This window comes from Xanthocytophaga agilis (assembly GCF_030068605.1).
In the GTDB taxonomy this organism is placed as follows: domain Bacteria; phylum Bacteroidota; class Bacteroidia; order Cytophagales; family 172606-1; genus Xanthocytophaga; species Xanthocytophaga agilis.
The window spans coordinates 154,176-178,484 of the sequence record NZ_JASJOU010000018.1; the positions used below are offsets into that span (position 1 = coordinate 154,176).

Annotated in this window: 21 protein-coding genes; 6 read left to right on the top strand and 15 right to left on the bottom strand. The window is 38.3% G+C overall.

Features of this window, described 5'->3' with window-relative positions; all coding sequences use genetic code 11:
• Positions 1-4 precede the first annotated feature (4 nt).
• The 9 genes from QNI22_RS34515 to QNI22_RS34555 form a co-directional block, all read right to left on the bottom strand.
• Entirely contained in the window at positions 5-1,381 is a 1,377-nt protein-coding gene (locus QNI22_RS34515) for a cell shape-determining protein MreB (RefSeq protein WP_314518364.1), read from the bottom strand.
• Positions 1,382-1,456: 75 nt separating this feature from the next.
• Positions 1,457-4,762: a TonB-dependent receptor gene (locus QNI22_RS34520; RefSeq protein ID WP_314518366.1), complete on the bottom strand. Its 3,306-nt coding sequence runs from the start codon at positions 4,760-4,762 to the stop codon at positions 1,457-1,459.
• Between the two features lie 353 nt (positions 4,763-5,115).
• Positions 5,116-6,126 carry a FecR family protein gene (locus QNI22_RS34525; protein ID WP_314518369.1) on the bottom strand — a complete coding sequence of 337 codons (1,011 nt, stop codon included), beginning with the start codon at positions 6,124-6,126 and terminating at the stop codon, positions 5,116-5,118.
• Between the two features lie 101 nt (positions 6,127-6,227).
• Complete coding sequence (locus QNI22_RS34530) at positions 6,228-6,839, bottom strand: RNA polymerase sigma-70 factor (RefSeq protein ID WP_314518372.1); 612 nt, start codon at positions 6,837-6,839, stop codon at positions 6,228-6,230.
• A 668-nt stretch (positions 6,840-7,507) separates the two neighbouring features.
• A complete protein-coding gene (locus tag QNI22_RS34535; protein WP_314518375.1) occupies positions 7,508-7,714 on the bottom strand; it encodes a hypothetical protein in 207 nt (68 codons plus the stop codon).
• Positions 7,715-8,693: 979 nt separating this feature from the next.
• Positions 8,694-8,915, bottom strand: a complete 222-nt coding sequence (locus QNI22_RS34540) for a hypothetical protein (RefSeq protein ID WP_314518377.1) — start codon at positions 8,913-8,915, stop codon at positions 8,694-8,696.
• A gap of 213 nt (positions 8,916-9,128) precedes the next feature.
• Positions 9,129-9,551, bottom strand: a complete 423-nt coding sequence (locus tag QNI22_RS34545; protein ID WP_314518380.1) for a response regulator — start codon at positions 9,549-9,551, stop codon at positions 9,129-9,131.
• Between the two features lie 416 nt (positions 9,552-9,967).
• Positions 9,968-10,486 carry an alpha/beta fold hydrolase gene (locus tag QNI22_RS34550; protein ID WP_314518383.1) on the bottom strand — a complete coding sequence of 173 codons (519 nt, stop codon included), beginning with the start codon at positions 10,484-10,486 and terminating at the stop codon, positions 9,968-9,970.
• Between the two features lie 79 nt (positions 10,487-10,565).
• Positions 10,566-10,751 carry an alpha/beta fold hydrolase gene (locus tag QNI22_RS34555; protein ID WP_314518385.1) on the bottom strand — a complete coding sequence of 62 codons (186 nt, stop codon included), beginning with the start codon at positions 10,749-10,751 and terminating at the stop codon, positions 10,566-10,568.
• A 464-nt stretch (positions 10,752-11,215) separates the two neighbouring features.
• On the opposite strand from QNI22_RS34555, the gene QNI22_RS34560 reads away from it, so the two are divergent.
• The gene (locus QNI22_RS34560; RefSeq protein WP_314518387.1) at positions 11,216-11,557 is read left to right on the top strand and encodes a hypothetical protein; all 342 of its coding nucleotides are present in this window, start codon (positions 11,216-11,218) and stop codon (positions 11,555-11,557) included.
• Positions 11,558-11,636: 79 nt separating this feature from the next.
• On the opposite strand, the gene QNI22_RS34565 is transcribed toward QNI22_RS34560, so the two are convergent.
• Positions 11,637-12,887 carry a GAF domain-containing sensor histidine kinase gene (locus QNI22_RS34565; protein ID WP_314518388.1) on the bottom strand — a complete coding sequence of 417 codons (1,251 nt, stop codon included), beginning with the start codon at positions 12,885-12,887 and terminating at the stop codon, positions 11,637-11,639.
• Between the two features lie 933 nt (positions 12,888-13,820).
• Between QNI22_RS34565 and QNI22_RS34570 the strand changes: the two genes are divergently transcribed.
• The 3 genes from QNI22_RS34570 to QNI22_RS34580 all read left to right on the top strand — a co-directional run bounded on the left by QNI22_RS34570 (position 13,821) and on the right by QNI22_RS34580 (position 15,920).
• Positions 13,821-14,660: a helix-turn-helix domain-containing protein gene (locus QNI22_RS34570; protein ID WP_314518390.1), complete on the top strand. Its 840-nt coding sequence runs from the start codon at positions 13,821-13,823 to the stop codon at positions 14,658-14,660.
• 59 nt (positions 14,661-14,719) lie between these two features.
• A complete protein-coding gene (locus QNI22_RS34575; RefSeq protein WP_314518392.1) occupies positions 14,720-15,238 on the top strand; it encodes a YbhB/YbcL family Raf kinase inhibitor-like protein in 519 nt (172 codons plus the stop codon).
• Positions 15,239-15,419: 181 nt separating this feature from the next.
• Complete coding sequence (locus QNI22_RS34580; RefSeq protein WP_314518393.1) at positions 15,420-15,920, top strand: DinB family protein; 501 nt, start codon at positions 15,420-15,422, stop codon at positions 15,918-15,920.
• Positions 15,921-16,239: 319 nt separating this feature from the next.
• Here the strand turns inward: QNI22_RS34580 and QNI22_RS34585 are convergent, their stop codons facing one another.
• Both QNI22_RS34585 and QNI22_RS34590 read right to left on the bottom strand, forming a co-directional pair.
• Entirely contained in the window at positions 16,240-16,485 is a 246-nt protein-coding gene (locus tag QNI22_RS34585) for a BPTI/Kunitz domain-containing protein (protein ID WP_314518398.1), read from the bottom strand.
• 68 nt (positions 16,486-16,553) lie between these two features.
• Positions 16,554-17,306 carry a hypothetical protein gene (locus QNI22_RS34590; protein ID WP_314518403.1) on the bottom strand — a complete coding sequence of 251 codons (753 nt, stop codon included), beginning with the start codon at positions 17,304-17,306 and terminating at the stop codon, positions 16,554-16,556.
• A 466-nt stretch (positions 17,307-17,772) separates the two neighbouring features.
• Here QNI22_RS34590 and QNI22_RS34595 point away from each other — a divergent pair, with 466 nt between their 5' ends.
• Positions 17,773-18,510 carry a response regulator gene (locus QNI22_RS34595; protein ID WP_314518408.1) on the top strand — a complete coding sequence of 246 codons (738 nt, stop codon included), beginning with the start codon at positions 17,773-17,775 and terminating at the stop codon, positions 18,508-18,510.
• 446 nt (positions 18,511-18,956) lie between these two features.
• On the opposite strand, the gene QNI22_RS34600 is transcribed toward QNI22_RS34595, so the two are convergent.
• Positions 18,957-19,745 carry a YetF domain-containing protein gene (locus QNI22_RS34600; RefSeq protein ID WP_314518410.1) on the bottom strand — a complete coding sequence of 263 codons (789 nt, stop codon included), beginning with the start codon at positions 19,743-19,745 and terminating at the stop codon, positions 18,957-18,959.
• 313 nt (positions 19,746-20,058) lie between these two features.
• A complete protein-coding gene (gene treZ, locus QNI22_RS34605) occupies positions 20,059-21,966 on the bottom strand; it encodes a malto-oligosyltrehalose trehalohydrolase (protein WP_314518411.1) in 1,908 nt (635 codons plus the stop codon).
• A 1,124-nt stretch (positions 21,967-23,090) separates the two neighbouring features.
• Here treZ and QNI22_RS34610 point away from each other — a divergent pair.
• A complete protein-coding gene (locus QNI22_RS34610; protein WP_314518412.1) occupies positions 23,091-23,765 on the top strand; it encodes a hypothetical protein in 675 nt (224 codons plus the stop codon).
• A gap of 3 nt (positions 23,766-23,768) precedes the next feature.
• Here the strand turns inward: QNI22_RS34610 and QNI22_RS34615 are convergent, their stop codons facing one another.
• Positions 23,769-23,990, bottom strand: a complete 222-nt coding sequence (locus tag QNI22_RS34615; RefSeq protein ID WP_314518413.1) for a hypothetical protein — start codon at positions 23,988-23,990, stop codon at positions 23,769-23,771.
• Between the last annotated feature and the right edge of the window lie 319 nt (positions 23,991-24,309).

A 24,309-nucleotide genomic window follows, 5' to 3' on the forward strand; every position in this document is an offset into this window, starting at 1 on the left:
ATTTTTAGTTTCCTACAGTAGGGAATCTTAACCAGGTTCCAGCCAAATTCCAGCCAGCATTGTCAGTTGTAGTAGCACTGAAAGCACCACGATAGGGAGCTGAAACGAAGAAACCACTTGGAAGAGCTGTCGTAGTAGTAAGGTTAGTTGCATCTACAGCAAATGTTGGAGGTACTAAGCTGTTAACAGTAAAGCTTGTTGTACCCGTTGCAGGCTCAGAAGCAACTACAGCAGATGCATAACTGCTTATCAGACCAGCCCATCCTGTTGGGATAGTAGTTGCGCCTGGAGTATAATTCTGTAAAGTGGAAGAAATTACTTGTGCAGAAGCATTGGCACCTGTTGCATTTACAGCTGCAGTACCTGTTTTTCCGTATCCGAAGATGACAGAGTTATAGATTCTCTGAGCAGTATTGCGACGTAACAAAGCACCTGAACCAAAATACACTCCATCAGCGGCGGTAGGGCCTACTACTGTTACGTTAGCAAAAATAGCAGAAGTCAATGGAGTTACCGCATCGCTCTCAGGATCGTTATCTGATTCAAAACCATTTGAGTTGTTAGAAGCAGAAACCACGTCAAACTGAGAAGGCACACGCACAGCAGCAGCAAACTGAACACGACCAGAATAACCATAGTCCGTATCAAAATCATCATCCACAGTACCGTAAGAATACAGATAAGAAGCATTTACTGTACCACCAAACCACTCAAATGAGTCATCATTACCATACAGAACCTGGATGTGATCAAGTGTAGTACCACTACCTACAGAACCCAATGTCAAAGCGTTGATTTCATTGTTTGCAGAAAGAGCCTGTCCAGCATACTCAATACGAACATAGCTAAGGCGTCCTGAATTGTCAGCATTGTTTAATGCCCCCCCTGGACCATAATAACCTGGTGCATTATTCCCTGCTGTTCCTAATGTGATACCTTCTATACCAAAGTTAGCAGCTTGATTATTCTGAGCTCGGCCTAAGATGATAATTCCACCCCAGTCACCAGGGGCTTTAGCAGTAGCTTTGTTAGAAGTAAATACAATTGGGTTAGAAGCAGTACCTACAGCAATGATATCTGCATCACGCTCTACAATCAATGTACCATCACACTCACCCTGAATACGAGTACCAGCCTGAATAGTCAAAGTAGCTCCTGGCTGTACACGTACTTTACCACGCAATACGTAGGTATTCGCTGAAGTCCATGTAGTATTTGTTGAAATCAGTGTATTGGCACTACAAGTACCAACTGTTACAACAGCTGCAGCACGGATAGAACTATCCTGAGCAATTTCTTCCTTTTTACAGGAAGAGAAAGTAGCTGCCAGTATTACACTGGTTACAGCTGAAAACGCGAGCAATTGAAGTCTGTTTTTCATAAATGTTGTAATCGGTTGAGGTTTAAATAGTACTGTACATTATGAATAGATTGGAAGGGCGATTTGAAAAGCACTTTAGAAAGCAAACATGAGTCCCAGTGAGAAATAACTTCCTGGTCGGTATTGTTCTTCCAGATAATCCCGAACATATATCTGTTCCTTTGAATTAGATAAAGAGAAATGAGTTGGATTATAAGTTCGAGAACGATCCCTGTCACGATAAATGCGGAAAGCCTGGTTTAAAATATCCTGTACACCTGCACGTATTCTCAGATACCGATTTATCCGTTGAGTTACTGTAAGATCTACTAAATGACGTGGCAATTCATACAATTCGGCAGTAAATGAATTTCCAACTGTAGTTAATCGCTGACCGATCACATTATATAAAGCCGATATTTGCGTTCCTGATTGGGTATTATCATAATACAGGTTTACATTGATTGCATAAGGAGAAGAACCTTGTAAAGGTCTTACAGGACGACGTAATTCATCATAATTTCCATCTTGTCTAATCTGCTCTGAAATATCAATTTCTGTTTTCAAAAGCGTCACATTAGCATTAATGGCCATATACTCAAACAACGGCAGAGGAATAAACGATAAGCGTTTGCGTACTTCCAACTCAAGTCCATAACCTGTAGCTTTAGGCGTATTGATATAATAGAAAAGATCTCTTTGAAAGCCACTATTTCCAATAGAATATATCTCAATAGGATTTTTGAAAGTCTTATAGTAGGCACCAATGGAAATGAGTTCATCTGCCCCCGGATAAAATTCCCAGCGAAGATCATAATTATCTATTTCAGCATTAGTGAGTGTATAGTTCCCAATAAAATCCATATTACGATCCAGATCACGTGCCTGAATAGGTACCACCTCTCTGAATTCAGGACGATTGAGCGTCATCCCATAAGCAGCCCGTACCTGCATCTTAGGAGTAAAGGCATAAGAGACATTCAGGCTAGGTAGCCAGTAAAGCTTTTTCTGATCAACCCCTACCTGTATGATTGAATTACCATCTACGACACTGAAAGTCCCTGGAAAGCTAAAATGATTCCATTCAGCCCGTACACCGCCATATAGTGTCAAATGTTTAGTGAACAAGGGTAAATTAAAAGCCAGATAGACAGCCCGTTGATTATTATTGGCTTCGTATCCATCATTTCCGCCAATGCCTTCAGCCAACGTAAAACCTGTATTATCATGAATCTGCAATCCTGTACCCTCGTTTCTGAAAAAACGACGATCAAAAAATTGATTTGCCATGAAAGGCAGATCTTTGATGGTAGCTATTAGCAATGTATCTACACCTGTATTGCCATTATAAGAGAAACGACGAGTGGAGTAGGTGCGGGTACGATGGTCAATGAAGAATCCTGCTTTAATGAAAGCATCCGACAAAAACTTTTTTTCCAGATCAATTGCTCCCGTGTAGGTATCTTCTGCCAGATCATCATACTGATGTGTATTTAAATCAGTGACCTTAATAGTGGCACTTGGTATGTTAAATTGATAAGCACCTATCGGATCGCTTTCTCCCTCATAACCAGGTAATACGTCTCTTCTGCGGAAAGAGATAGAACGCAAGTCAGGTTGCTTATCGCTGGTATGCCCATATCCGAATCGCCAGTTAACGGACGTAAGCCATGGTTTACTGAGCGTATTCTCGCCGGAAAGAGTGCCTGTATAAAGACTCCGGCTACGGAAATTATAGTATAGCGTTTTATCCAGATAGTTTACATAATTATCTACTGTATTGGTTGATGTTCTGTAATCCTGTACAATGACCCGATCTCTACTCAACTGATTGAAAAAGTTCTTAAACTCAATAGAATGTCTATCGTTAAATACCCATTTGAAATTCTGCATAGCAGTAAGACGTACACTCTGAATATGACTTTGTTCAGTTGTTTGAGAATTATACAATTCAATCGGTTTCTCTTGATAGGATAGTAGAGATATGCCTTCAGAATTGTACTGTGGATATCCAAAAAACCGTTTTATTTCATTCAAGTTAGTCGTAGATGTATAGGTGATCGAACTTAGACTGTTTACATATCCCATTCTTGGCATTTTCCAGGATGTATAGTAGTTGATAACAGCTCTTTTATCCAGATTACTATGAGCATTCTTCAGGTTCCAGTTGTTGGAAAAGGATCGTGCGAAACGGGCATTTTCTGCATTGCTCTGATCAGAAATTCCTACGACAGGAAAATCTTTAATAGACGGTACATGATTGGGCATATTGCGGGTGCCATCATCAAAGCCTAACCAGTCTGTTTTACCTCCTTTATACGTATAATAGTCTGTAAAGCTTGAGCCCTGACGATACTGAGTAGAAAGCTGAATCTGAAGTTGACGGGCATTGGCAGAATTTTTAGTGTATACTTTTACAACACCTCCGGCAAAGTCAGACGGATACTCCGGTGAAGCTGTCTTATACACCATTACCCGATCCAGGATAGAACTATTGAGCATATCAAACGAAAAGGCACGACGATCACTTTCTGCACTGGGTGTAGGGATGTCGTTGAGCATAGTCAGTGTATAACGAGGGTCCAGGCCACGTAATACAACAAAACGGTCTTGTACCAGCGTAACCCCTGTGGCACGACGTACCACTTCTGCGCCATCCCGATCCAGGTTACGGGCAATCTGTTCATTGGATATACCTGTTACTATATTGTTAGCCCCTTTTATCTCATTGATAACTGAAATCTCGGTGGAATTTTCCAGTTGTACGGTTGCTTTTACTACTACTTCACCTAATACATTATCTGCAACCAGATTCTGATTGACACGTGTTACAGCATTGGCTTTTACCTGTATCTGCTCTGCTATTACCTGCTTATATCCAACATATGAGAAAATCAAAGAATAGACCCCTTCTGCCACTCCGTCCAACCGAAACCTACCCTCGACATCTGTAGAAGCTCCTTTGGTTGAGTTCTGTATCATAACCGAACAACCTGGCAAACTTTCTTTCGTCTGATAATCCTGTACTACTCCTTCGATACTTCCATAGGAGATCTTAACAGGGACAGGTTTGGATACAATGACAATGTTAGTTCTAACTTGCTTAAAGGTTAGATCTGTTCCGGAGAGAAGAGTATTCAGTACCTGTTGTAGGGATTGATTACTAACCTGAATACTCACTTTTCGTTTACTATCCAGCTGTTGTACATTATAGGTGATATCTATGCCGCTGACTCGCTGGACCTGATCAAGTGCATCAGCTAGTGAAACAGCCGACAGACGAATGGATATTTTGCTGGATAAAAGAGTTGAGTCTGTTTGAGCGTATACCCAGAGAGTGGTGAAAAAGTAACTGGTCAGAAAAAGAAAGAAGCTAAGTGTACTAAAGTAAATAGATCTCATAAAGTATAGGTAGATTGTAAAGGTATTTAACCTGTAAATGAGCCTCTGACAGATTAAACAGGTCTGGCCTGAGGGCTTCTGATTTTTAATTGCGCTTTACTTTTTCTATTTTCAGTCGCTTTTGGAAAGCAAAAAGCTCCCCTGAAGCACCTGTTGTATGTGCTTTTTATCCATTTCAGTAATGTTGCCAAACAATAAGGGAAGGATAGTAGTCACATTTCAGCTTCTACCAGGAATGCGTCAACATTCCTGGTATTTCTGAGCATGACCACTTTGGAATGCCCGCTAGGGTTTTGTATTTGTTCTGTTGCACTCTAGCATAGGTGATTGGTTTTTAGTTGATGATCAGCTCTTCAGCACCCTTTGCCTGATAGGATTACTTTTTTATTTTGCCTATTATGTTCATAGTGAAAAGGTTTTGTCTGCTGCAGCACCTGTAAAATCTGCTCCAGGTGCATAGGCTTGAAGGTTGCCTTGAACACACACTGAGCCAGTTCGGGAGTTGCAAATACAATCTTCACATCATAATACCGCTCTAGTTCAGCGGCGATCTCTGCAAAGGTCAACTTATCAAAGACCAGCCGACCTTCTTTCCATCTGTTCTCAGCTACATTTAGCTCTGAGGTGATACTAGACTGCTGTGTATTTTTATGAAATATCAGTGACTGACTGGCTGTTAAAGTTGCCATTTTGTGAGAGGCACCTGCCAGACTCACCGCCACCTTTCCGGTAGCGACCGTAACAGTAGCTTTGGGATGATTCAGATAAGAACGCACAACAAAAGAAGTTCCCAGAACCTGTACCTGAAGTGTATCTGTATGAATGATAAAAGGTTTTTTCTTGTTATGGCTTACTTTAAAGAAGACTTCTCCTTCCATAAATACTTCCCGCTTGTTTTCCTGAAAAGATCGGGGAAAGCGTATTTTGCTTGCTGCACTAAGCCATAGTTGTGATCCATCTGGAAGGGTAACCTGTTTGCGTTCGCCACGCATGGTTTTAATTTCCATCATAGCCACAGAAGGTTTATGGGAAGCAGAGGCCCAGTACCAGACAAGCCCCAGCCAGCCTGCTCCCAGCACAATCAGCATAGAAGCTGCCAGCCGGAAAATTTGCTTGTAAGTAGGTCTGTAGTAGATAGGTATACTATCCGATTCAGCAAATTTTTCCTGTTGTAGCCTGCTTCTCAGTTTTTCCAGTCCGGTTGCAGTATCGTATTTTTGGGCAGAAGCTTGTTGCAGACTAATGCTAAGCTGATCAAATATAGCCTGATAAGCCGCATCAGTCGCCAGCCATTCTGCCAGTTGCCGGGCCTCCTCTTCTGAAGCCTTTCCCAATAAAACCCTGATCATTGATTCTTCCTGCATAAAACTGTCTTTGATAAAACCTGGTGCTGTTTGGTATGATCAGAGACACGATTTACAGAAGAAAAGACTATTCTGACAGATTAAGTAATTGTTAACAATTCCTATAAAAACCTTTCATACAGATAACTTAGCTGACCCAAATATCCCAATCCCAGTGTGCTTAGGCCAAACAAATAGGGAAGTTGTGCTTTCACAAAACGATAAGCAGTTTGTAACTGATTTTTTACAGTACTTTCTGATAAATTTAATTCTATTGCAATCTGAGATATACGTAAACCTTCTTTCCAGTTCAGTAGAAAGATGCGTCGGCGTTGCTTGGGTAGTCGTTCAATAATCTGGTGCAGACCTTCTGCAAGTTCCTGTTCTTTGATTTGTTCATAGGGTGTAACCTGGGTGGAATGGCTTGCCTGTAGGCTTTTACTTAAAACAGTAAATTTGATCTTCTTCTTTCGAATAGCATTTAAGGCTGCATTTCGGGCAGAAGCGTACAGATAAGCTTTCAGATTGATTGAAATAAGGAGCTCTTCACGTTTGTGCCACAGATTCACAAATACGTCTGAAACAATCTCCTCTGCTATGCTATCGTTTCTGACTATATAGGCAGTATAATCGCACAATGTTGCATAATATTTGATGAATATCAGTTCCAGTGCCTTTTCATTTCCCTCCTTAAACATATCCACTAATAGCTGGTCAGTATCTACAGGTGTCATAGGGTTTGAAATACAGATAGAAAAAAGTTTTGGTATGGTTAACTGAATGTTGCCACTGAAATTGGCGTTTCCGAAAAGTTGTCTTGTGACAGAAGAGTATATAAACTGTAGTTGGAATCTTGAGTTAAAATCAATTGTACAAAGTATCATTTATACAATTGATTGTTTCAGTATCCCTAAAAATGGCAGAATAATAAGGCGTTCTGCAGGATTGTTTTTAAATCATTTCATTTGTTATACTTTCTATTTTATACGGAACTGATCTCAAAGATAGAGCAATGATATTTTTGAAGGTAATTTTGTCTGTTACCAAAAAATTAAATTTATCTGTCTGATATTATTAAAAGAGGACAAAACCCAAGTGGTATGTAAATGTATTTTTTGTATTTTCTTTTATCCTCCCAAACTTTTGAGAAAAAAGATGAATACAGCGAAAAAAATAAAGGAAGATTACTTCAATTGTGGAAGGGCATAATTGTGTTCAGGATTCATACCATTAATTATAATCCCGATGTAGTTGAGAAAGGATGGCTGGAAAAATGTTCAGCAAGCAAAGTGATCATGTTTCGAATTACTCTGGAAGTTACCAGAACTCTATTTACTTTACTTGCCTGTTTATATATGAGATTCAGGAAGACATAGGTTGCAAGTGGTAGTTATAGGCAAAGTTATTCTTGGAAGTATGAGGTCGTCTCTCCCTGAATCTCATTTTGATCTTTTATCTGATCTCCGGTTTTGTTCTCTAGTGTGCGCTGAAGTTCTATGCGCACTTCGTTTTGTTCCTTATTGAGTTTATGAATGCTGGCAGACTTTGCAGCAATCAATGTCTTTAAATGAACAATCTTATTTTGTATGTATACACTTTTTTTGTTCATAGTATGAATGACTACATTTCAAAGATGGCAATTAGAATGTATTTCTGAAAGAGCGTAAATACGCAATTTGAAAAATAAGTATTTATACATTAACGACCTGATTATCAATCAAAATTACGCAATTGCTTGTACTATACCTGTCACAATAAACGTCTGAGAGGTAGTATACCTTATTTTAAAGGAACTCAACAAGCAGATTTTGTAGCAAGCTGCGTTAATGCCTATAGATCAGTCGCAACGTGGTAAAGACTATGGCCGAAAAATTGGCAATGGCGTAATACAGGCTTTTTTAGTTCTTCAAGAACTTTAATAGTATCTGAACCCTCTAAAAATAATTGTAAACAACCTCTAAAAGATGACCGGAGTGCAGGACACTGAGTAAAAATGACCGGAACCCCAGTCACTCAGAAGAGATATCCGAAGTATGGTCACTTTTCTAATTAAAGACAAAGTGATCGGGCAACTATTTAGCAAGGCAAGTGACCATACTTCGGATCATTTTGCAAAATGACCGGAACTCTGTTCACTTTTTATTTTGACCGAAGTTCCAGTCATTTTTTGTTTTAACCGGAATACCAGTCGCTTTTCAGAAATATTCGATCTCTGTTCACTTTTGCCTTTGACCGGAAGTATGGTCACTTTAGAGAATGACTGAAACTCTGTTCAAACACGACAACTATTCGAATACCAGTCAAATTATCGGCTGACCATAGTTCCGGTCACCAACCTGTATGACCATACTTCTGGTCAGCAGACATACAAAACACTAAAGAAAACTCAGCTATACTATAGATCGTCAGGAGAAGATAATATGAAAGACAATATCTATAAAAGAAAAAAAGAAGCAGCCAAAGGCTTACTTCTTTTCAATCATAATCTATAGACAATAAGCAAGATGGTTACAAGGAGTTTACTATAACTATAAGGCACTATTTATATACAAGTCACACACAAAGTACACTATTGCTCTTTTGAATCACTAGTTTGTTTGTTCCGGTTTCATGACAGGTGCTTCCAAAGAAGACATCCAGTCAATGGATTCTCCCTGCATTTGCAATCTCTCAAGTTCAAGCAACCGCTGTAATTCTATACGGTTCTTATTTTGTGACACAACCATCGTCCGAATTTGCTCTTCCTGCCAGGATAGGACACATTGTAACTGATAAATCTTTTCACGAATAATATGAGAGTATCTATCCATAGCTTTAAAGTTTAGTAGTGGTTAACAAATAAAATACTTTTCCACCCAAGCTCCAGTAAACAGGAGCTGATTGACAGGGAACTACAAATATTGATAAGCTTTGCAGAGAATAAAAGGTATTAAATACGCATTTTGTAAAATAAGTATTTAACGCAAGTCTTATGCAATAAATAGTAGACGGTATACCTTTTAGGATTAGTCAGAACTGACCTCTCACACATAGGTTGGTCGGGTAGTAATTGGCTGAAATGACTCAATGATTCGCTCCAGCGCTAAACATTCCCCTTTTGAGTGAGGTTTTACTACATACGCTTTCACTCCCATTCTATAACAGCGTAGTATCCATTCTTCATTGCAATAATCTGCCAGACCTACAATGGGTACATATTTACACACAGAATTATTTCGAATGGCTACAATTTGTTGAAAGTTGTCTCTCAGCATCATATCCACACTCCACAAAATCAGATCAGGCTGTATAGGTGCATAGCTAAGCCAGGCTAATGCCTGTTCATTTTCAGAAAGGGTAACAATCTGGCAATTGCTCAGAGATGTCTCCAGACAACAAGCCAGCTCCCAGCGGTAGTCAGCATTGTCTTCTATTAGTAGAATCTGCTGTGTTGGAATAGATATCATAAGCGTTAAAGAGGATAAATCTACATTGACGAAAACAAATTTGTACAATATCTATTGATATAGAAAGAGGGTAAATACCTATTTTGCAAAACATGTATTTCACGCAGGGCTATGTAATTTCCCCATAAGGTCATCTACAGAAGGTATTGATAACTAATCCTTTAACAATTGCTAGATTTATTTTTTATCTAGTGTAGATACAGTACAAAAAGGCAGGAATTAAAAAAAGAGCCAGCAATCTGCCAGCTCCTTTTTACACTATACGTAAACTTATTTTTGTGGGTAGATCCGAACAAAAAATGGACCTGGTTGTTTAAAATACTTTTTATTCCTTACTACAAGCTATTGTAAATAGAAGAGACGAAAGAAGTTAATCTCCTAAAGAATAAAAAGCAGGCAGGTCACTCCTATTGCTGTTATCTGGCACCTTTGTTAAGGAAGTTTTCGTTCATTGGTACAACAAAATCACTTTCTGTAGAGTCTGTTTTTAGTGTTGTGATTTCGCTAATATACTCACCATGTCCACCGTGGATTATTGCCAGTTGTGAGTTGGGAATTAATCGATGCATTTCAGCAGCGTGTTCAGGAGTAATTATATCTTTTTCTCCAGCTATAATTAGCGTTGGGGTTTTAATGGATTGGATTTGCTTATCAGGAATATCTTTAAAACCAACCATTCTTTTGGCATCTTTGTCGTGCATTATCTGTAAGCCCCCAGGGTCTGCTGCTACCTCTTTGTAGGCATCCTGCAGTAGTTGTGGCATATTTTCAAGCTGTGCTTGTTCCATAAAATTCCAAAATGCTGAAGGTACCCCATCACGCTTAGATAATGCTGAAACTGCAATCAGTGCGTTGACCCGTTCAGGATAACGAATGGCTATTTGTAATGCTGTGGTTCCACCATTGCTAAACCCAAAGATATTCTGCTTTTTCAATGTTTAGAATGGTTAAAAGTGTGGCTACATCGTCAGCCTCCTGTTCAAATGAAAGTTCGTTTTCTCTGTCGTTTGTTCGTCAATGAGCCTGTAGTTCTACCGCAATAAGCTTCCTGTATTGTGCAAGCAGAGGTATGATTCTTCCAAATGTTGTCTGAATAGTAGAGCCACCTCCATGAATTAATACAAGAGGTTTGCCTTCTCCATTTATTTCGTAATACATTTTTAGTCCGTTCACATAAGAATAATCACTTTTAAAAGTCAAATGGTCAGTTTTGGTAGTTGTTATAAGATCAGGTGTTGCTACTAAAAAGGGTATAAAGGATGAATATCTGTAAGTTTGAATTCAAAGGGTTATTCATACTAAAGAAATTATTCAAGACAGAAAAGAAAAAAGTCATCAGTTATAGAATAGTTAATAAGCAGAGTGAGGGATTTTATAGTCATACCGAAAAAGTTAGTGTAGAGATATGTAAACTTCGGGAAGTCTTCTTACGCATTGGAAACGCCTTATTACCAATGTATTATGGACTTTTCCTGTATATAACTAGATTAGATCGTGTTTCACCGTATAGTTGGTGAAATTATCCGGATAATGGCATTATTTTTTTCCTTTCAAGATGCACTAGGGTTAGAGTTGAGAATGAAAAAGCCAGACGACAGACAATGTGTCCGGCTTTTTCTTATCTGATTATGTATATATGTGTAAATAGTGAAATGTGAAAATGTATGAATACATCCCATACTCCTCTTTCTACTACAGACAGCCAAAAGGCACTGGTAGCCATATTGGAAGAAATTGAGAAGCTGACTCCTTGTCTGGCAGATGCGCACGCTCCAATAGCATTGCGGTCTCTTATCTGGGTGGCTTGTGAGACAATTAGTGGATTTGCTTTGGCTCCGGATCAATCACTCACTTGTTTGGTGCGCAAACGATTGTGTACTGCTTTGGAAAATGCACAGGCGTTGATGGGAGAGCATGATGTCTGTCAGGAGAGATCTGTAGATGATCTGAGCCGGATCAGTGCAGAAGTGTATTTGTCTATTGACATGTATCGCCGGACAATTTAATCTTATTGCTTGTTTTAATTCAGGTGCGGTACAGGCATCAGTATATCCTGTTAAGTCAGATGGTTATGTTTGTCATGTATCATTCCTGAGTCAATGGCAGAATAATAGAAAAGGTTGTTTCTATGCCAGGTTCTGATTTAACACTGATGCTACCTTGATGACTACGTACAATTCTGCGACAATCGGAAAGTGTTATATCGCGATTTTCCAGAACCTGATCATAGGATAACGGATTCAGGATATCGAAAATCTTTTCCTGTTGTAATTGAGGAATACCAACACCTTTATCATTAACACAAATCTCAACAAATTTTGAGTCATTACCCATCATTTCGTAGATCCCCAGCTCACTTTCAAAGGTCTGGACTACACTAATATGAATCTGGGCGGCTTGCTCTGGTTTGGCAAAGCGAATAGCATTACGGATCAGATGAGTAAAGAGCTGAGATAGTTGAGGACGAACTGCTTCAATGACTGGCAGGTTTTCCAGGGTTATGAGGGTAGATTTTTGTTTTAGTTCTGTTTGAAGCTGACCCAGTATTTCCTGGATTAACTGGTTTAAGTCAACTTTCTCAAAGTTATTTTGTGTATTGGCAAAACTTGAATAACGAGATAAGTCACTGACCATTTTAGTAAATCGCTGTGCTTTTGTATGTATTTTCAAAGCCAGTAACTTTGCCTTCTCATTTTCATTCTGTTCTGTTGCTTCTATAAGCATTGTTGTAAACATACGAAGGTGTCGTAAGGGCTCCTGCAGATTATGATTGGAAATAAACTGATATCGTCGGTTTTCTTCCTGTGCATCTTTCAACTGTCTATGCAGGTTGTTTATCTGATTGTTGTCTTTATCAAATAAGCCCATATTCTGCAAATGCAAAGATATCAGATTGGCAAACAAGCTGAACATACCGATAGTGCCGGGATTATTCAACAACGCAGGTTTAGGGTCAATGGCAAACAGGGTACCAAAAAATTCTCCATTTTTAAGCAGAATAGGCACCGAAATATAACTTTCAAATCCATATAACTTGGGGGTGGGGTGATTACAGAAGTAATCATGCTGAGACACATGGTCTATTGCAATGGCTTGATTGTCATGACGAACCTCTTGACAGATAGTAGTTTGAATAGGTAGTTCTTCACCCGATTTAAGTCCGAAAGCAATTTCATCATGTACACAGCACGCCATCCAACGTTCTGCTGTCACTCTGGCAACCGCTGCGAATCCCATACCAGTTGTTTTACAAACAACTTCCAGCAGGTTCTGTATAATGGGAATTTGCTTTACTTTTTCAACATCTGTTCTTAAACTACGAAGTTCACTATCCATTTTTATCCACAGACTAATAGTTTTATAGTTCCAGCGATAGTTTTACTACACACTAAAACTATATCCATATCTGGATCAGAGGATATAAAGGTATGAAAATTATCCTCAAAAAGATTACTGTTACATATGGGTTTACTATATCTATCTAATCACAAAAAAACTTCTCATTTATAGCAGATAGAGTGAAAGGTTGTAAGTCGTATCCTGATAGTATCAGGATTCATCCCTTAGTACAGGTACAGCCAATTGAAATTGTTTTTATCTTCTATCTCTCGTCTGAACGTAATTTTATACAGGCATCAATCACTGTATACACCTGATTACTATTATCGTACAGGTCATAGAGTGTATGGAATGTGTTATTCTCATAGCTTATAAAAGCTTTTTGGGCTTGCTGTAGACCAATAAGTAGTCTATCGAAACAAAAGGGGTTACTTTTATTACTAGCAGCTTGCCCTTTGTTGACAATTGCAGGTAAAGCTTTATGTCTGCTTTTACAGGTAGATTGCATTCTACAATTTGAGTATCTGAAACATACTTATGCTCATAAAATGATTTTGAATGTAAAAAGATCATGGAGTGGCGAAAGTACTGGCTACAGCAGATGCAGGAAGAAAAATGGGCATTGCTGATGTATCATGATAGGCAGGAATTAATAAGAAGTTTTTCTGAAGTACTGGAAATCTTATAATGTTGGTTGCCGAAAATAACATTTTTATAGTCAGTATCTCCTCTCTTCATCCAGAGAGGTATGTAGACCTTATCTTGGAGAACTACTGTTCGTATAACGAGTCAATTCAGAGAATGAACAAAAAAATCAATAGCTTTACTGAATCACAGTTTATCTGAATTCTTCAGCGGATAGAAATCGATAAATTATGCTGGGCTTTTTCCAATACTGCATGTATACAATCAGATAGAAAGGAGATAGTGATGGTTTTTACTATATACAACTACGTTTCTGACAAGAAAGCGCAGAGAAATAAAATATTTCTTGAACAAAACCTTATTACGTTAGTAGAACAGGGAGAAAAAGTGGTGCACTATGCGAATAATGCGACAATAATCACTGATACTCAGTTTGCATTACTTTCTTCGGGGAATTGTTTGATGACAGAAAAATTGCCTGTGAACAATATGTATTGCAGCACTATGTTTTTCTTTGATAACTCAGCACTAACAAAATTCTTTATAAAATATGCTTCTCTCATTGATAAGATTTCATCAAAGGTTGGTAAAGCAAAAGAGCCATTTGTTGTTTTTCAGAAAGATGATTTTGTCAGAAGCTACATAACTTCTCTTAAGCTCATCCATTCACAGACATCCGCTTTTTCAGAAATGAAGCTAGAACTGAAATTTGAAGAGTTAATGCTGCATCTTTTGGAGAAATACCCGGAATCCATTCTGTCTTTTCAGCTTAGCAACCAAAACGAGTATTCAGACTTAGAACTACGAAAAGCCGTTGAGCAAAATATAACTAACAATTTAACTTTAGAGGAATTAGCTTTTTTGTGTCACACCAGTGTTTCTACTTTCAAACGGAGATTTCTCAAGCTATACAATCTTACTCCACGTCAGTACTTTTTACAACGAAAAATGGAAATAGCCTCTTCCCTGTTGTTACAAAATGAAAATCCAGGTGAAGTGTTTTACAAAGTAGGTTTCGAAAACCACTCTAGCTTTTCGCAGTCATTCAAACAAATGTATGGTGTCAGTCCTAAGCAGTTCCAGCAACAAAAATTGACCTTTTCCCAACAATCTTTGATTGATTAGCTATAATGCAACTGTATGCTCGCATCTAACTTTGCGTAACATTTAAAACGTAAAGAGAAATGAAGACCAAAGCATCAGCAATTATTGAACAGGCCAATACAGGCATTAGTGCTACACAGACATTTACACTGAAAAGTCATGAGGTAGGAGGACAATTCACCAACAGGCATTTTGGTAATCGCCCGGCTTGTCCGGGTGAAAACATTTCACCTGAGCTGCACTGGGAGAATGCACCTGAAGAAACAAAAGCATTCGCAGTAACAATGTATGATATAGACGCACCAACAGGGAGCGGACTCTGGCATTGGGTAGTATATAATATGCCTTCTACTGTGACATCACTCGCCAGTGATGCAGGAAGCCTATCTACAAACAATTTACCTGAGGGTGCTATTGGCGGATTGAATGATGTTGGTGTAAAGGGTTATTTTGGTCCTTGTCCACCTGCAGGCGAATTGCATCGCTATATCATTACCGTCTATGCATTGAAAGAACCTATCCAGATAAATGAAAAGGCAAGTGCTGCACTCACCAGTTTTATGTTGAATATGAACACACTTGCAAAGGCTTCACTATAGTATATGCACAGCAGTAAAAATTAGTAAACTCCATTCTGTTCTCTTTCTGCCAACAGAAACTGCTGGTCCAGTTTCATAACAACATCTTCTCCTGGATCTATAGGTTGTTGCTGCAGAAAAATATTTTTTTCTATTCACAACTCGTGTCTTTTATAAAACCATTATATCTCCCTGATAAAAAATGAACAAGAAATATTTTCTGGAATTAGCTGATTATACTATTTGGGCAAATGGTATAATTATCAAATGGCTGAATCAAATCAATGATGAACAGTGGGAACAGGTTATATGTAGCAGTTTTAGCAGTATTAAACAAACTACTCTTCATATTGTTAGTGCTCAAAAAATATGGATTGATTACTGGAAAAATATTCCTGAACCCGCTTTTCTATCTGTCGAATTCAAGGGTACAAAGACTGATCTGATAGAGATTTGGGATAAGTTATCTAATGATTTGAAAAATTTCATTGAAATATACCCTGAAGACAAATATCTGCAACCCGTCACTTTCAGATGGCCGAGAGGAGGAGAAGGGAAAATGGAGTTTTGGCAATCATTTACTCACATGCTTAACCATACCACCTACCATCGTGGGCAACTAGTCACTTTGTTGCGTCAGGCTAACTTCACAGCACTCACTTCAACAGATTTAGCTACTTACTATCATATAGTAAAGCACTAACTCTGATACAAGTAACTTTCTTTTGTTTTTCCGAAAGATTCTTCTGATAAATAAATCAATCTTAATTTGGACATATAGTTATGTATCATGTAGGGTCCCTTTGTCACAGAATTCTTTTAGGGAGTATCAAAATAGTGGTAATAGTGGTAGACTGAAATACTTCTGACCAATAGTACTCAGATAGTGGGAACAAGCAATATTCCTTTTTTAAGTTTATATAAAGATAACGCGAAAAAGAGTCAGTAAGAGTATTGAGAATGCAATCAAAAAAGTTACATCTATATATTAGATCATACTTTACCCAGGTATGTAGGATAGATTAGTCACCAGTCTGATTGCATTCACATTCCTTACAGGCTTCCAATGTTTCAAAGGGAACCACTCCCCCACATCCTCCGTAGATAAACTCTTTACATTTTTTTTCCTCTTTGTCATAGTAATACCTAGGCATATAAGCATAACAAAGTCCTGGATCAGGTTCAAGCTGGCATCGTTCTGATGTTACACAGTCTTTTTTGCACATGGACAAACTAACGACAAGAAGAAGTAAACCAATGGATCTCATAGATGTTAAGGTTTAAGTTCATATTCCATGACCCTATAAAATCTTAAAAGGTTGCATTTAGTTTAATTTTAGTCTACTAACTGGGTACAAAATGTAAGCAGCTTGTGCAAATCGTGAGGGTCTTTGAAGTTAATAGGATTATCAATCAGGTATTGGTCAATCTCCTTTCGGTGTCGGGAAAATATCTTTCGTACAGCATAGGATCTGGCTTTATGAACACGGTTATTGTGATCAACAAAATAATAATATATTTTTTTACGAAAGGTTAATGTATATTTGGTTTCTTGCCTGAATAACTTATTTGATTCGATAGTTCCGTCCTCTGAAGTTTCAAGGCTATGTCCACGATTGCCATAAATTGTGGGACCAAAATATCCGGAAAATCTCCCATTCTTACCTTTTGATCCTTCTAGTGTAAATAGTTGTTTTTCGGCTAGTTTGACAGATGAATACATTGTAGCGACATTTACATATCCATTCTCTGAATCATAATAAAATAGTTTATCATCTATCTTAACCTGTTGTATAAGCTTTTCCTGAGCAAAAGACAATGTATCGCCCTTTGAATTGATAAATTGGATTTCTCCAAATAATCGGTTGTAATTCAGTAAAGCTCCCACCACCTGTCCGTTGTGAAAGCTGATAGTACCTTGTCTAAAATTGCTAAATGTATATTGATCGTTAAACGGAATTATTCTGATAGGTATCTGGCCTGGCTCTACCACAAATTTCTGATCAGCCTGAGCAGATAGATCTGTCACAAAACCGAGTAAGGCTGTAAATACTATGACTAAGAGCAAAATGTAATCTTTCTTTTTCATACAAATAATAGATTGAGAAAGCAGTTACAAGTGAAATAGAAAGGGCTCCCTTAAAAAATACTATCTCTCAGGAAGATTGTGTATCTTCCTGTTAGCAGTTTTAGCAGAAAATGTATGGTTTGGCTTGTTAGTATTTGTGCACAAAGTTTGTGCCGGACTTTGGTCGGTATAAGTATATTTGTTGTGTAGAGGAAAATGAATTTTACGCTATTATTACCCTTTCCGATAAATGACATTGGAAAGTAACAGATTGAAAAAGAAGCCAAAACCAATTATTTTTTTCTTTTGCTTCTTAGAGAGAATTTCACAAATTTATGAAAGTGACAGGCATAATTTTTTATATATTAGCCTGTGCTATCAACTCCTTTATAGAAAGGTTAAAAATGAGTAAAAAAGCTCAAAATTATCTCTGATTGGCAACAGGATTGTAGCCTTATTTGCCACACTTACTCAATCAAAAGAAATTATGATTAACCTATTATTAGCCGACGACCATAAAATCATCCGTGATGGCTTAAAAGCGGTGCTTACATTCTCAGATGCTTCAATTCAAGTGGTGGCGGAAGCTTCTAATGGAAAAGAAGTTCTGGAACAACTGGAGAAAGAAAAAATAGATGTAGTGTTGTTGGATATGAATATGCCAGAAATGGATGGTTTAGAGACAACTACCTATATAGCCAGAAACCACCCGGAAACCAAAGTGCTTATTCTTTCTATGGTAGAAAACGAGCATTTGATTGCGAAAGTTTTTCAGGCTGGTGCACAAGGTTATCTTCTTAAGTCAGCAGGACGCGAAGAATTGATACATGCTATTGAAATTGTTCATAAAGGAAGTCGTTATGTAACAGCACAGATTACATTGTCATTATTGGGCAAACTGTCTCACAGCGAATTACCAATTACCTACACAGATTCAGTATCTTCTCCTGTTACTTCGATGGAAAATGTTACTAAATCTGAAAAGTTAGGTCCCAGAACAGAAGTGGGACATACTGGACAGCCCGAAGGAATAGGATTATCCAAGCGGGAAATGGAGATACTTCAATTGGTAGCCAAAGGTTATACAAATGCTAAAATCGCAGATTTACTCTTCACAAGCAAAAGAACCATAGAGAATCATCGCCAAAGTCTGCTTGCTAAAACCGGTTGCAACAATACCGCTATGCTGATTCACTTTGCCTCCTCACATCATTTGCTGGACTGATCACTTACTATATAAAAGGCTATAGGCTACAAAAAACTCTCTGACACAGAGAGAATTTTGTAGCCTATGAATAAGATAACGAGGATAAGTAAACGAGATCTTATATATAACTAACGTAAAATGGTGTCTTAAAATAAACCTTAGGGATAAACCAGGGTAAGTGGTTTATATATATTAGTTTTTATCTTACAAAAAATCACTGTTCACCCCTAAGATTTACCTTCTAATATCCGGTATGTGCGCTTATAGCAATAAGCTTCTATTTCCTCCTGGATTGTACTTACTATTACCTGTAATACTAAGTACAATATATTTCTATCCTTTCTTCTATTGTTGCTTATATTAAATTGCCAAACGAAGTTCGCAGAAAAGTTTCAGGGATAAAAGAGGGTAAATACGCATTTGTCAAAACAAGTATTTACCACAATCCCTTTGCTTCTAGCCTATTAACGTGTATAGGAAGAAATATTCTTCTGACCGTCTTTTGTCAGTTCCGGATCTATTGGGCCTGAATGAGGATTTTTATTCTGAATAGTTGTGTCTTTGATAAAAGCTTCTGTCCAGGCAATTGACTGACAATTAGGACACAATGCCTTGACACTGTGTACGGCTGATGTTACCACATAACCACAACTAGAGCAAGCCAGATGTGAATGTGTCTTTGCCTGTCGGTTCACCAAAATCCGATCGTTGGAAGACAAAACGGATAACCCTGGTTTAGGAGATGCACTTTTATAGATACTTAAAGTCCCACATGCTTCCAGATATACCCGTGCTATTTGTCCCAGATGTACAATATTTTCTGAACGGAGATGAGCAAAGATCTGCTCTCGTTCAAAGCCTTCCTGACGAATCTGGTCAAGTTGCAAAACACCATCTTTTACCAACAAGCGTACATCTCCCTGTACGAGTAACTCTATCTTTCGGTATTTATATGAAAGCAGGTTGAGACCCCTTAATACAACAAGCACACAAAGGAGAATCACTACACCTGGTAAAAGACCTCGTATCGGATCTTGCATTGGAGCGGAAACAATAGCACCAAGTGTAATCATTACAGACATTTCTGTGAGACTCAACTGTGCATTCATTCTTTTTCCAAGAAGACGGGTTATTACCAGCAAAAACAAAAAAATAAAGGTTGTTCGCAGAAATACCTCTAATAGAAAAATAGAAGGAGCATCCCCTAACAAAATTCGTTGCCAATCTCCTAAATGAATGTCTTCTTTTTTCATGGTGCCTTACTATATAGCTGTTATTTCATACCAACAGGTCAATGTCTCATGCTGCCAATCAGAGATACTTTCTTTCAGTATTCTTTTATTTTTGTCTTCTATCTATTTTCATGTTTTCCTGAAAGGGTCTTTTCACAAGTTTGTCAATCGTTGATTGTAAAGCTATTTTACTAACAAACCAAACATCTTGTTATTTGTGACAAAATCCTTTCAGGAAAACAGCAGGAAAAGTAAGATTAGGGTTACCTGCTTAACCGAACATCCGCTCCTGATTAGAAACTGATTACCTAAAAAAACTATTCCTCTCTACTGTTTACTCCACTATCGAGGTCCAGGCTATGAAGTGAGGACCTGACAAAACAATACTATCCGTCTCTGTATGTTCTGATATAGGAGTACTGGCAGAGTCAATCAAACGTTTCCATTTTTTATCTTCCGGCAATTGGAACTGAGCTTCTCCCTCTTCAAAAATAACAGCGCATAATAGTGCATTATCTTTGGGATTTTCTGCCTGCTGCAACCACATCAGCACTTTATCTCCTTCAATCCAGGATTGTACACCTGTTCGTATGACATTTTGAAAGGCAGGATGCGTTTTCCTAATCCGTATCAGCTGTTTGTAAAAATCCAATATCTCAGCCCTTCCATCCCCCTGAAAGTCCCAGGACAAACGTGATCTGGCAAACGTCTGAACATCCTGTGGATCTTCGTATTCCAGTTCGTCCTTCTGAAATCCTTCAAACTCCTCTTTTCGTCCTTTACGAACAGCTTCTACCAATTCATCATCTGAGTAATCGATAAAGTAAAAGAAAGGATTTGTCTCACCGTATTCTTCACCCATAAACAACATAGGCACATAAGGAGATAACAAATATGTACCTGCAATTGCTTTTAGCATGGGCTTGCTCACCAGACTTGCCATCCGGTCGTTACCAAGGCGATTTCCAATCTGGTCGTGATTTTGGATATAAACTACAAACTGATCGTAATAAGTATGTTGAGCAGAATTACCAAAGGTCTTTTCCCGAAAAGGAGAATAGGTACCATTGTATACATAACTATGCTCAAATGCCTTCTGTAAATGATTCAGTGTACCAAAATCCGCGTAATAGTGATCTTTCTCACCTGTAGCCAGTGTATGCAGCGAATGATGAAAATCATCCAGCCATTGCGCATCCAGACCAAAGCCTCTATCTGCATAGGGTAAAAGCAGTTTTGAATCGTTCAGATCTGACTCAGCGATGAGGATATACTCACGTCCTGTCTGCATGCTGAGTGTTCTTACAGCTTGTGTAAGTTCAGCCAGAAAATGTGTAGCACCAAAATCCCAGATACTATGAACCGCATCCAGACGCAGCCCGTCGATATGATATTCATTCAGCCACATCAGAGCATTGCCAATAAAGTAACTGCGTACATGATCAGCTTGTTTGTTGTCAAAGTTAATGGCATCTCCCCACCCTTGCTGATAGCGTTTATGCAAGTAAGGTCCAAAGCAAGGCAAGCAGTTGCCTTCGGGGCCCAGGTGATTATAAACTACATCCAGAATCACTGCTATGCCTTTGCTGTGGCAAGCGTCTACCAGTCTTTTTAAAGCCTGTGGCCCACCATACGAATGCTGAACAGCATACGGAAATACACCATCATATCCCCATCCTCTGGTACCGGAAAACTGTGATAGTGGCAAAAGCTCAATGGCATTAATACCCACATCAAGCAAATAGTCCAGCTTGTCAATAATAGCCTCTAGTGTGCTCTGGGTAGTAAATGTTCCTACATGCAGTTCATAAATAATCATTTCTTTCAACGAAGGAGCTTTCCAGTTTTGATCTGTCCATGTGTAATCTGCCGGCACAACAGCTGACAAATGAGCGGTGCCTTCAGGCTGAAAACGAGAGGCAGGATCAGGAACAGGACCTTTATCATCAAGGCAATATCCATACCGATAATCTGTATCCGTTTTTTCAACTTCTGCCGACCAGTATCCCCACTCATTTCGTTGCATTGCAATACGTTCTTCTTTATCTGGCTGACGCAAATGAAGCTCTACTTTTTCTGCATTAGGAGCCCATACTACAAATCGTGTGTGTGAATCCACTATAAATGCACCTACTGGCTGGGTTACTCTGGCTGTTGGTACTGATCCCTGTCCTAGGCCATGAAAGTCCATCAAATCAGGAATAGCTATCAGACCAGCTACATTTTCCGAAGCGTTTTTCATAAAAATTAACCGAGAATAAAATTGATTTATCTACATAAAGAATAAAGGCGTTTTACAACAGCGGATGCCAGGTCAGAGCAGTTACTCAACGAATGACATAGTCAGGCCAGACAACTGCAGAATACAAAAGACGCCTTCCGGGTAAAAAAATTGTATAAAATAATGCCTTTAAAAAATAAACACCCAATATCGTACGTATTACAGAAGTGACTAATACTTATTTTTAAAAATGAGTATTTATCGCAAAAAAATCAACGTTATAACCTGAAAATGATATAAAAAATAGCAGGCTAACGCTTTCTAAGTTAACAACCGCCTGAACATCAATTCGTTAAAACATAAAATAGATTAATACTTATTGCATTTTTAGAGAACGGCAAATACCTATCTGACTATAAATCAATTAATTCCCTCTTCTCTCTGTCCCTAATTATACTACTAACAGGCATACTTTTTAACTCAAATCATCGCTCCACAAATTGTATTTTCCCGGTATAAATTCTCTACATACGACTATATTCTATTGGTTCTAAACTTCCAGCCTTTGAAATAATACCCTAACACTGTTTTTTTAATTTAATAGGATATATAAAGTCCCATAACCTTCCTTTTTGCTGTAGTTACTCTAATAAAAAGATAAAATCAGTATACTGCCGAAGCACTTATGTTCTCCCAAAACCTAAAGACGGTTAGGGTGAAGCAAGTGTACTAATACTGTTACTCAGACAGGAATACTATTTTAATCTACTCATACGGTCCTTCTCAGATAATCTGCTCAAAATACTAACAGAATTGTCGGAAAGGTCTGATCTGCAATGGGACTTACCCTGAAGAAGGACAAGCGCTGGAGTTTATACAAGGGGGCAGAAAAAGATTTACGCATCCGGATCTTGATGAAGAGACTCAGCTTAATTCACCTGGCTCAGAAGAAATTGCTCCTCAGATGGTTGCAGATATTGCTAAAAAAATGGGAATAAAGATTTGAAAATACGTACGTACACAGATAATCTATGAAGTATTTCTTTTCAAAGCTCTGCCTCTTACAGGGGCTTTGACTGTTAACCGAAGCTTGGTAATTGACTATTGATTTACCAGACAGAAACATGTAAACTTTTTTGAAGACTATGGATTTAAAGAGTAAAATTGATCAGATTAAAAATAAGCTAAAAACAGAGGCTAATATACTTAGTGGACAAGAAAGCAAAAGCAAAGTATTCGAAAGTATCCGACAGCTGACTGATCAGGAAAATCTGGAACAAGAGTGGAGTAAAGCACAGGAGAGACTTTTTGATGTCGACAGATGGAGTGATGTAGGGGGCATTTCTACTGCCTCATTTTTACTGCATGATTCAATGGGCAACCGTGTAATCAGAAAAAGACCACAGGTAGGTGACAAAATCAGTATTGATCTTCCAGGCCCACTCCCTTTGAACTGGGTAGAAGTAGTTCAGATAACAGAAGAGCCGGAAAAAGCAGAATTCATTGTTTGTCCTACTTCAGATCCAACTAAAACAGTAGATTCGGACCAAGACTTCTCGGGAGAAGATTTAGTAGGGGAAGATAAAGTCACTGATCATTTTTTTACATCAGACGCACTAAGCATTTTTCGGGTTGAAAGAAAGGATAAACAGCTTACTGCTACTCAGATAGGCTTACATGAAAAGATAAACAACTCTACAGAAGAAGCAGGCAATAAGGCTATGCTCAACACACTAGTAGCAGAGAGTGGGTGGTTGCTCTTTCAGCCACACCAGTGGCAAACCTTAACAGACTATGTAGCGGGTATTTCTGAGAAGTGATACCTAAGCTTCCTTGCCATTTACTGGAATAGGTGCTTTGCCATCAGGGCAGGGAAGCTTTGTCACAGCTTTTTGTATTCGTTCTTCCTGTAATAATTCTTCCAGCTCAGCCCGGTTTTGATTCTGAAGCGTTATCAACTGGCAGATAAGTTGTGTCTGAGAGGCTATTTGTTTACGCTTTTCTTCTATTCTGACTCTGATAGATTTATTGACTGATTTGTACATAAGCAATTAATTAATTCGGTATACGATGTATTCCGTATGTACTACAATTGATTCTGTATGATTCTGAGGACAGAGCAGAAAAAACCTTTCTGAATCAGGAAGGCTTTTCTCAACTTCGGCTGCATAATCAGTAATTACGTGTATTATATACCGATATTTACTATTTAAAGATACTCCTGGTAGATAGCCAAGGTGTTTCAGGGATAAACAGGTTATAAGTGGTAGTTACAGCTAAGTCATCCTTAGGGTACGAAGCGTTTACCCCTGAAATTTTTTCCATTTACCACAATCTATTTAAACTAACCAGTTGATGTCATTT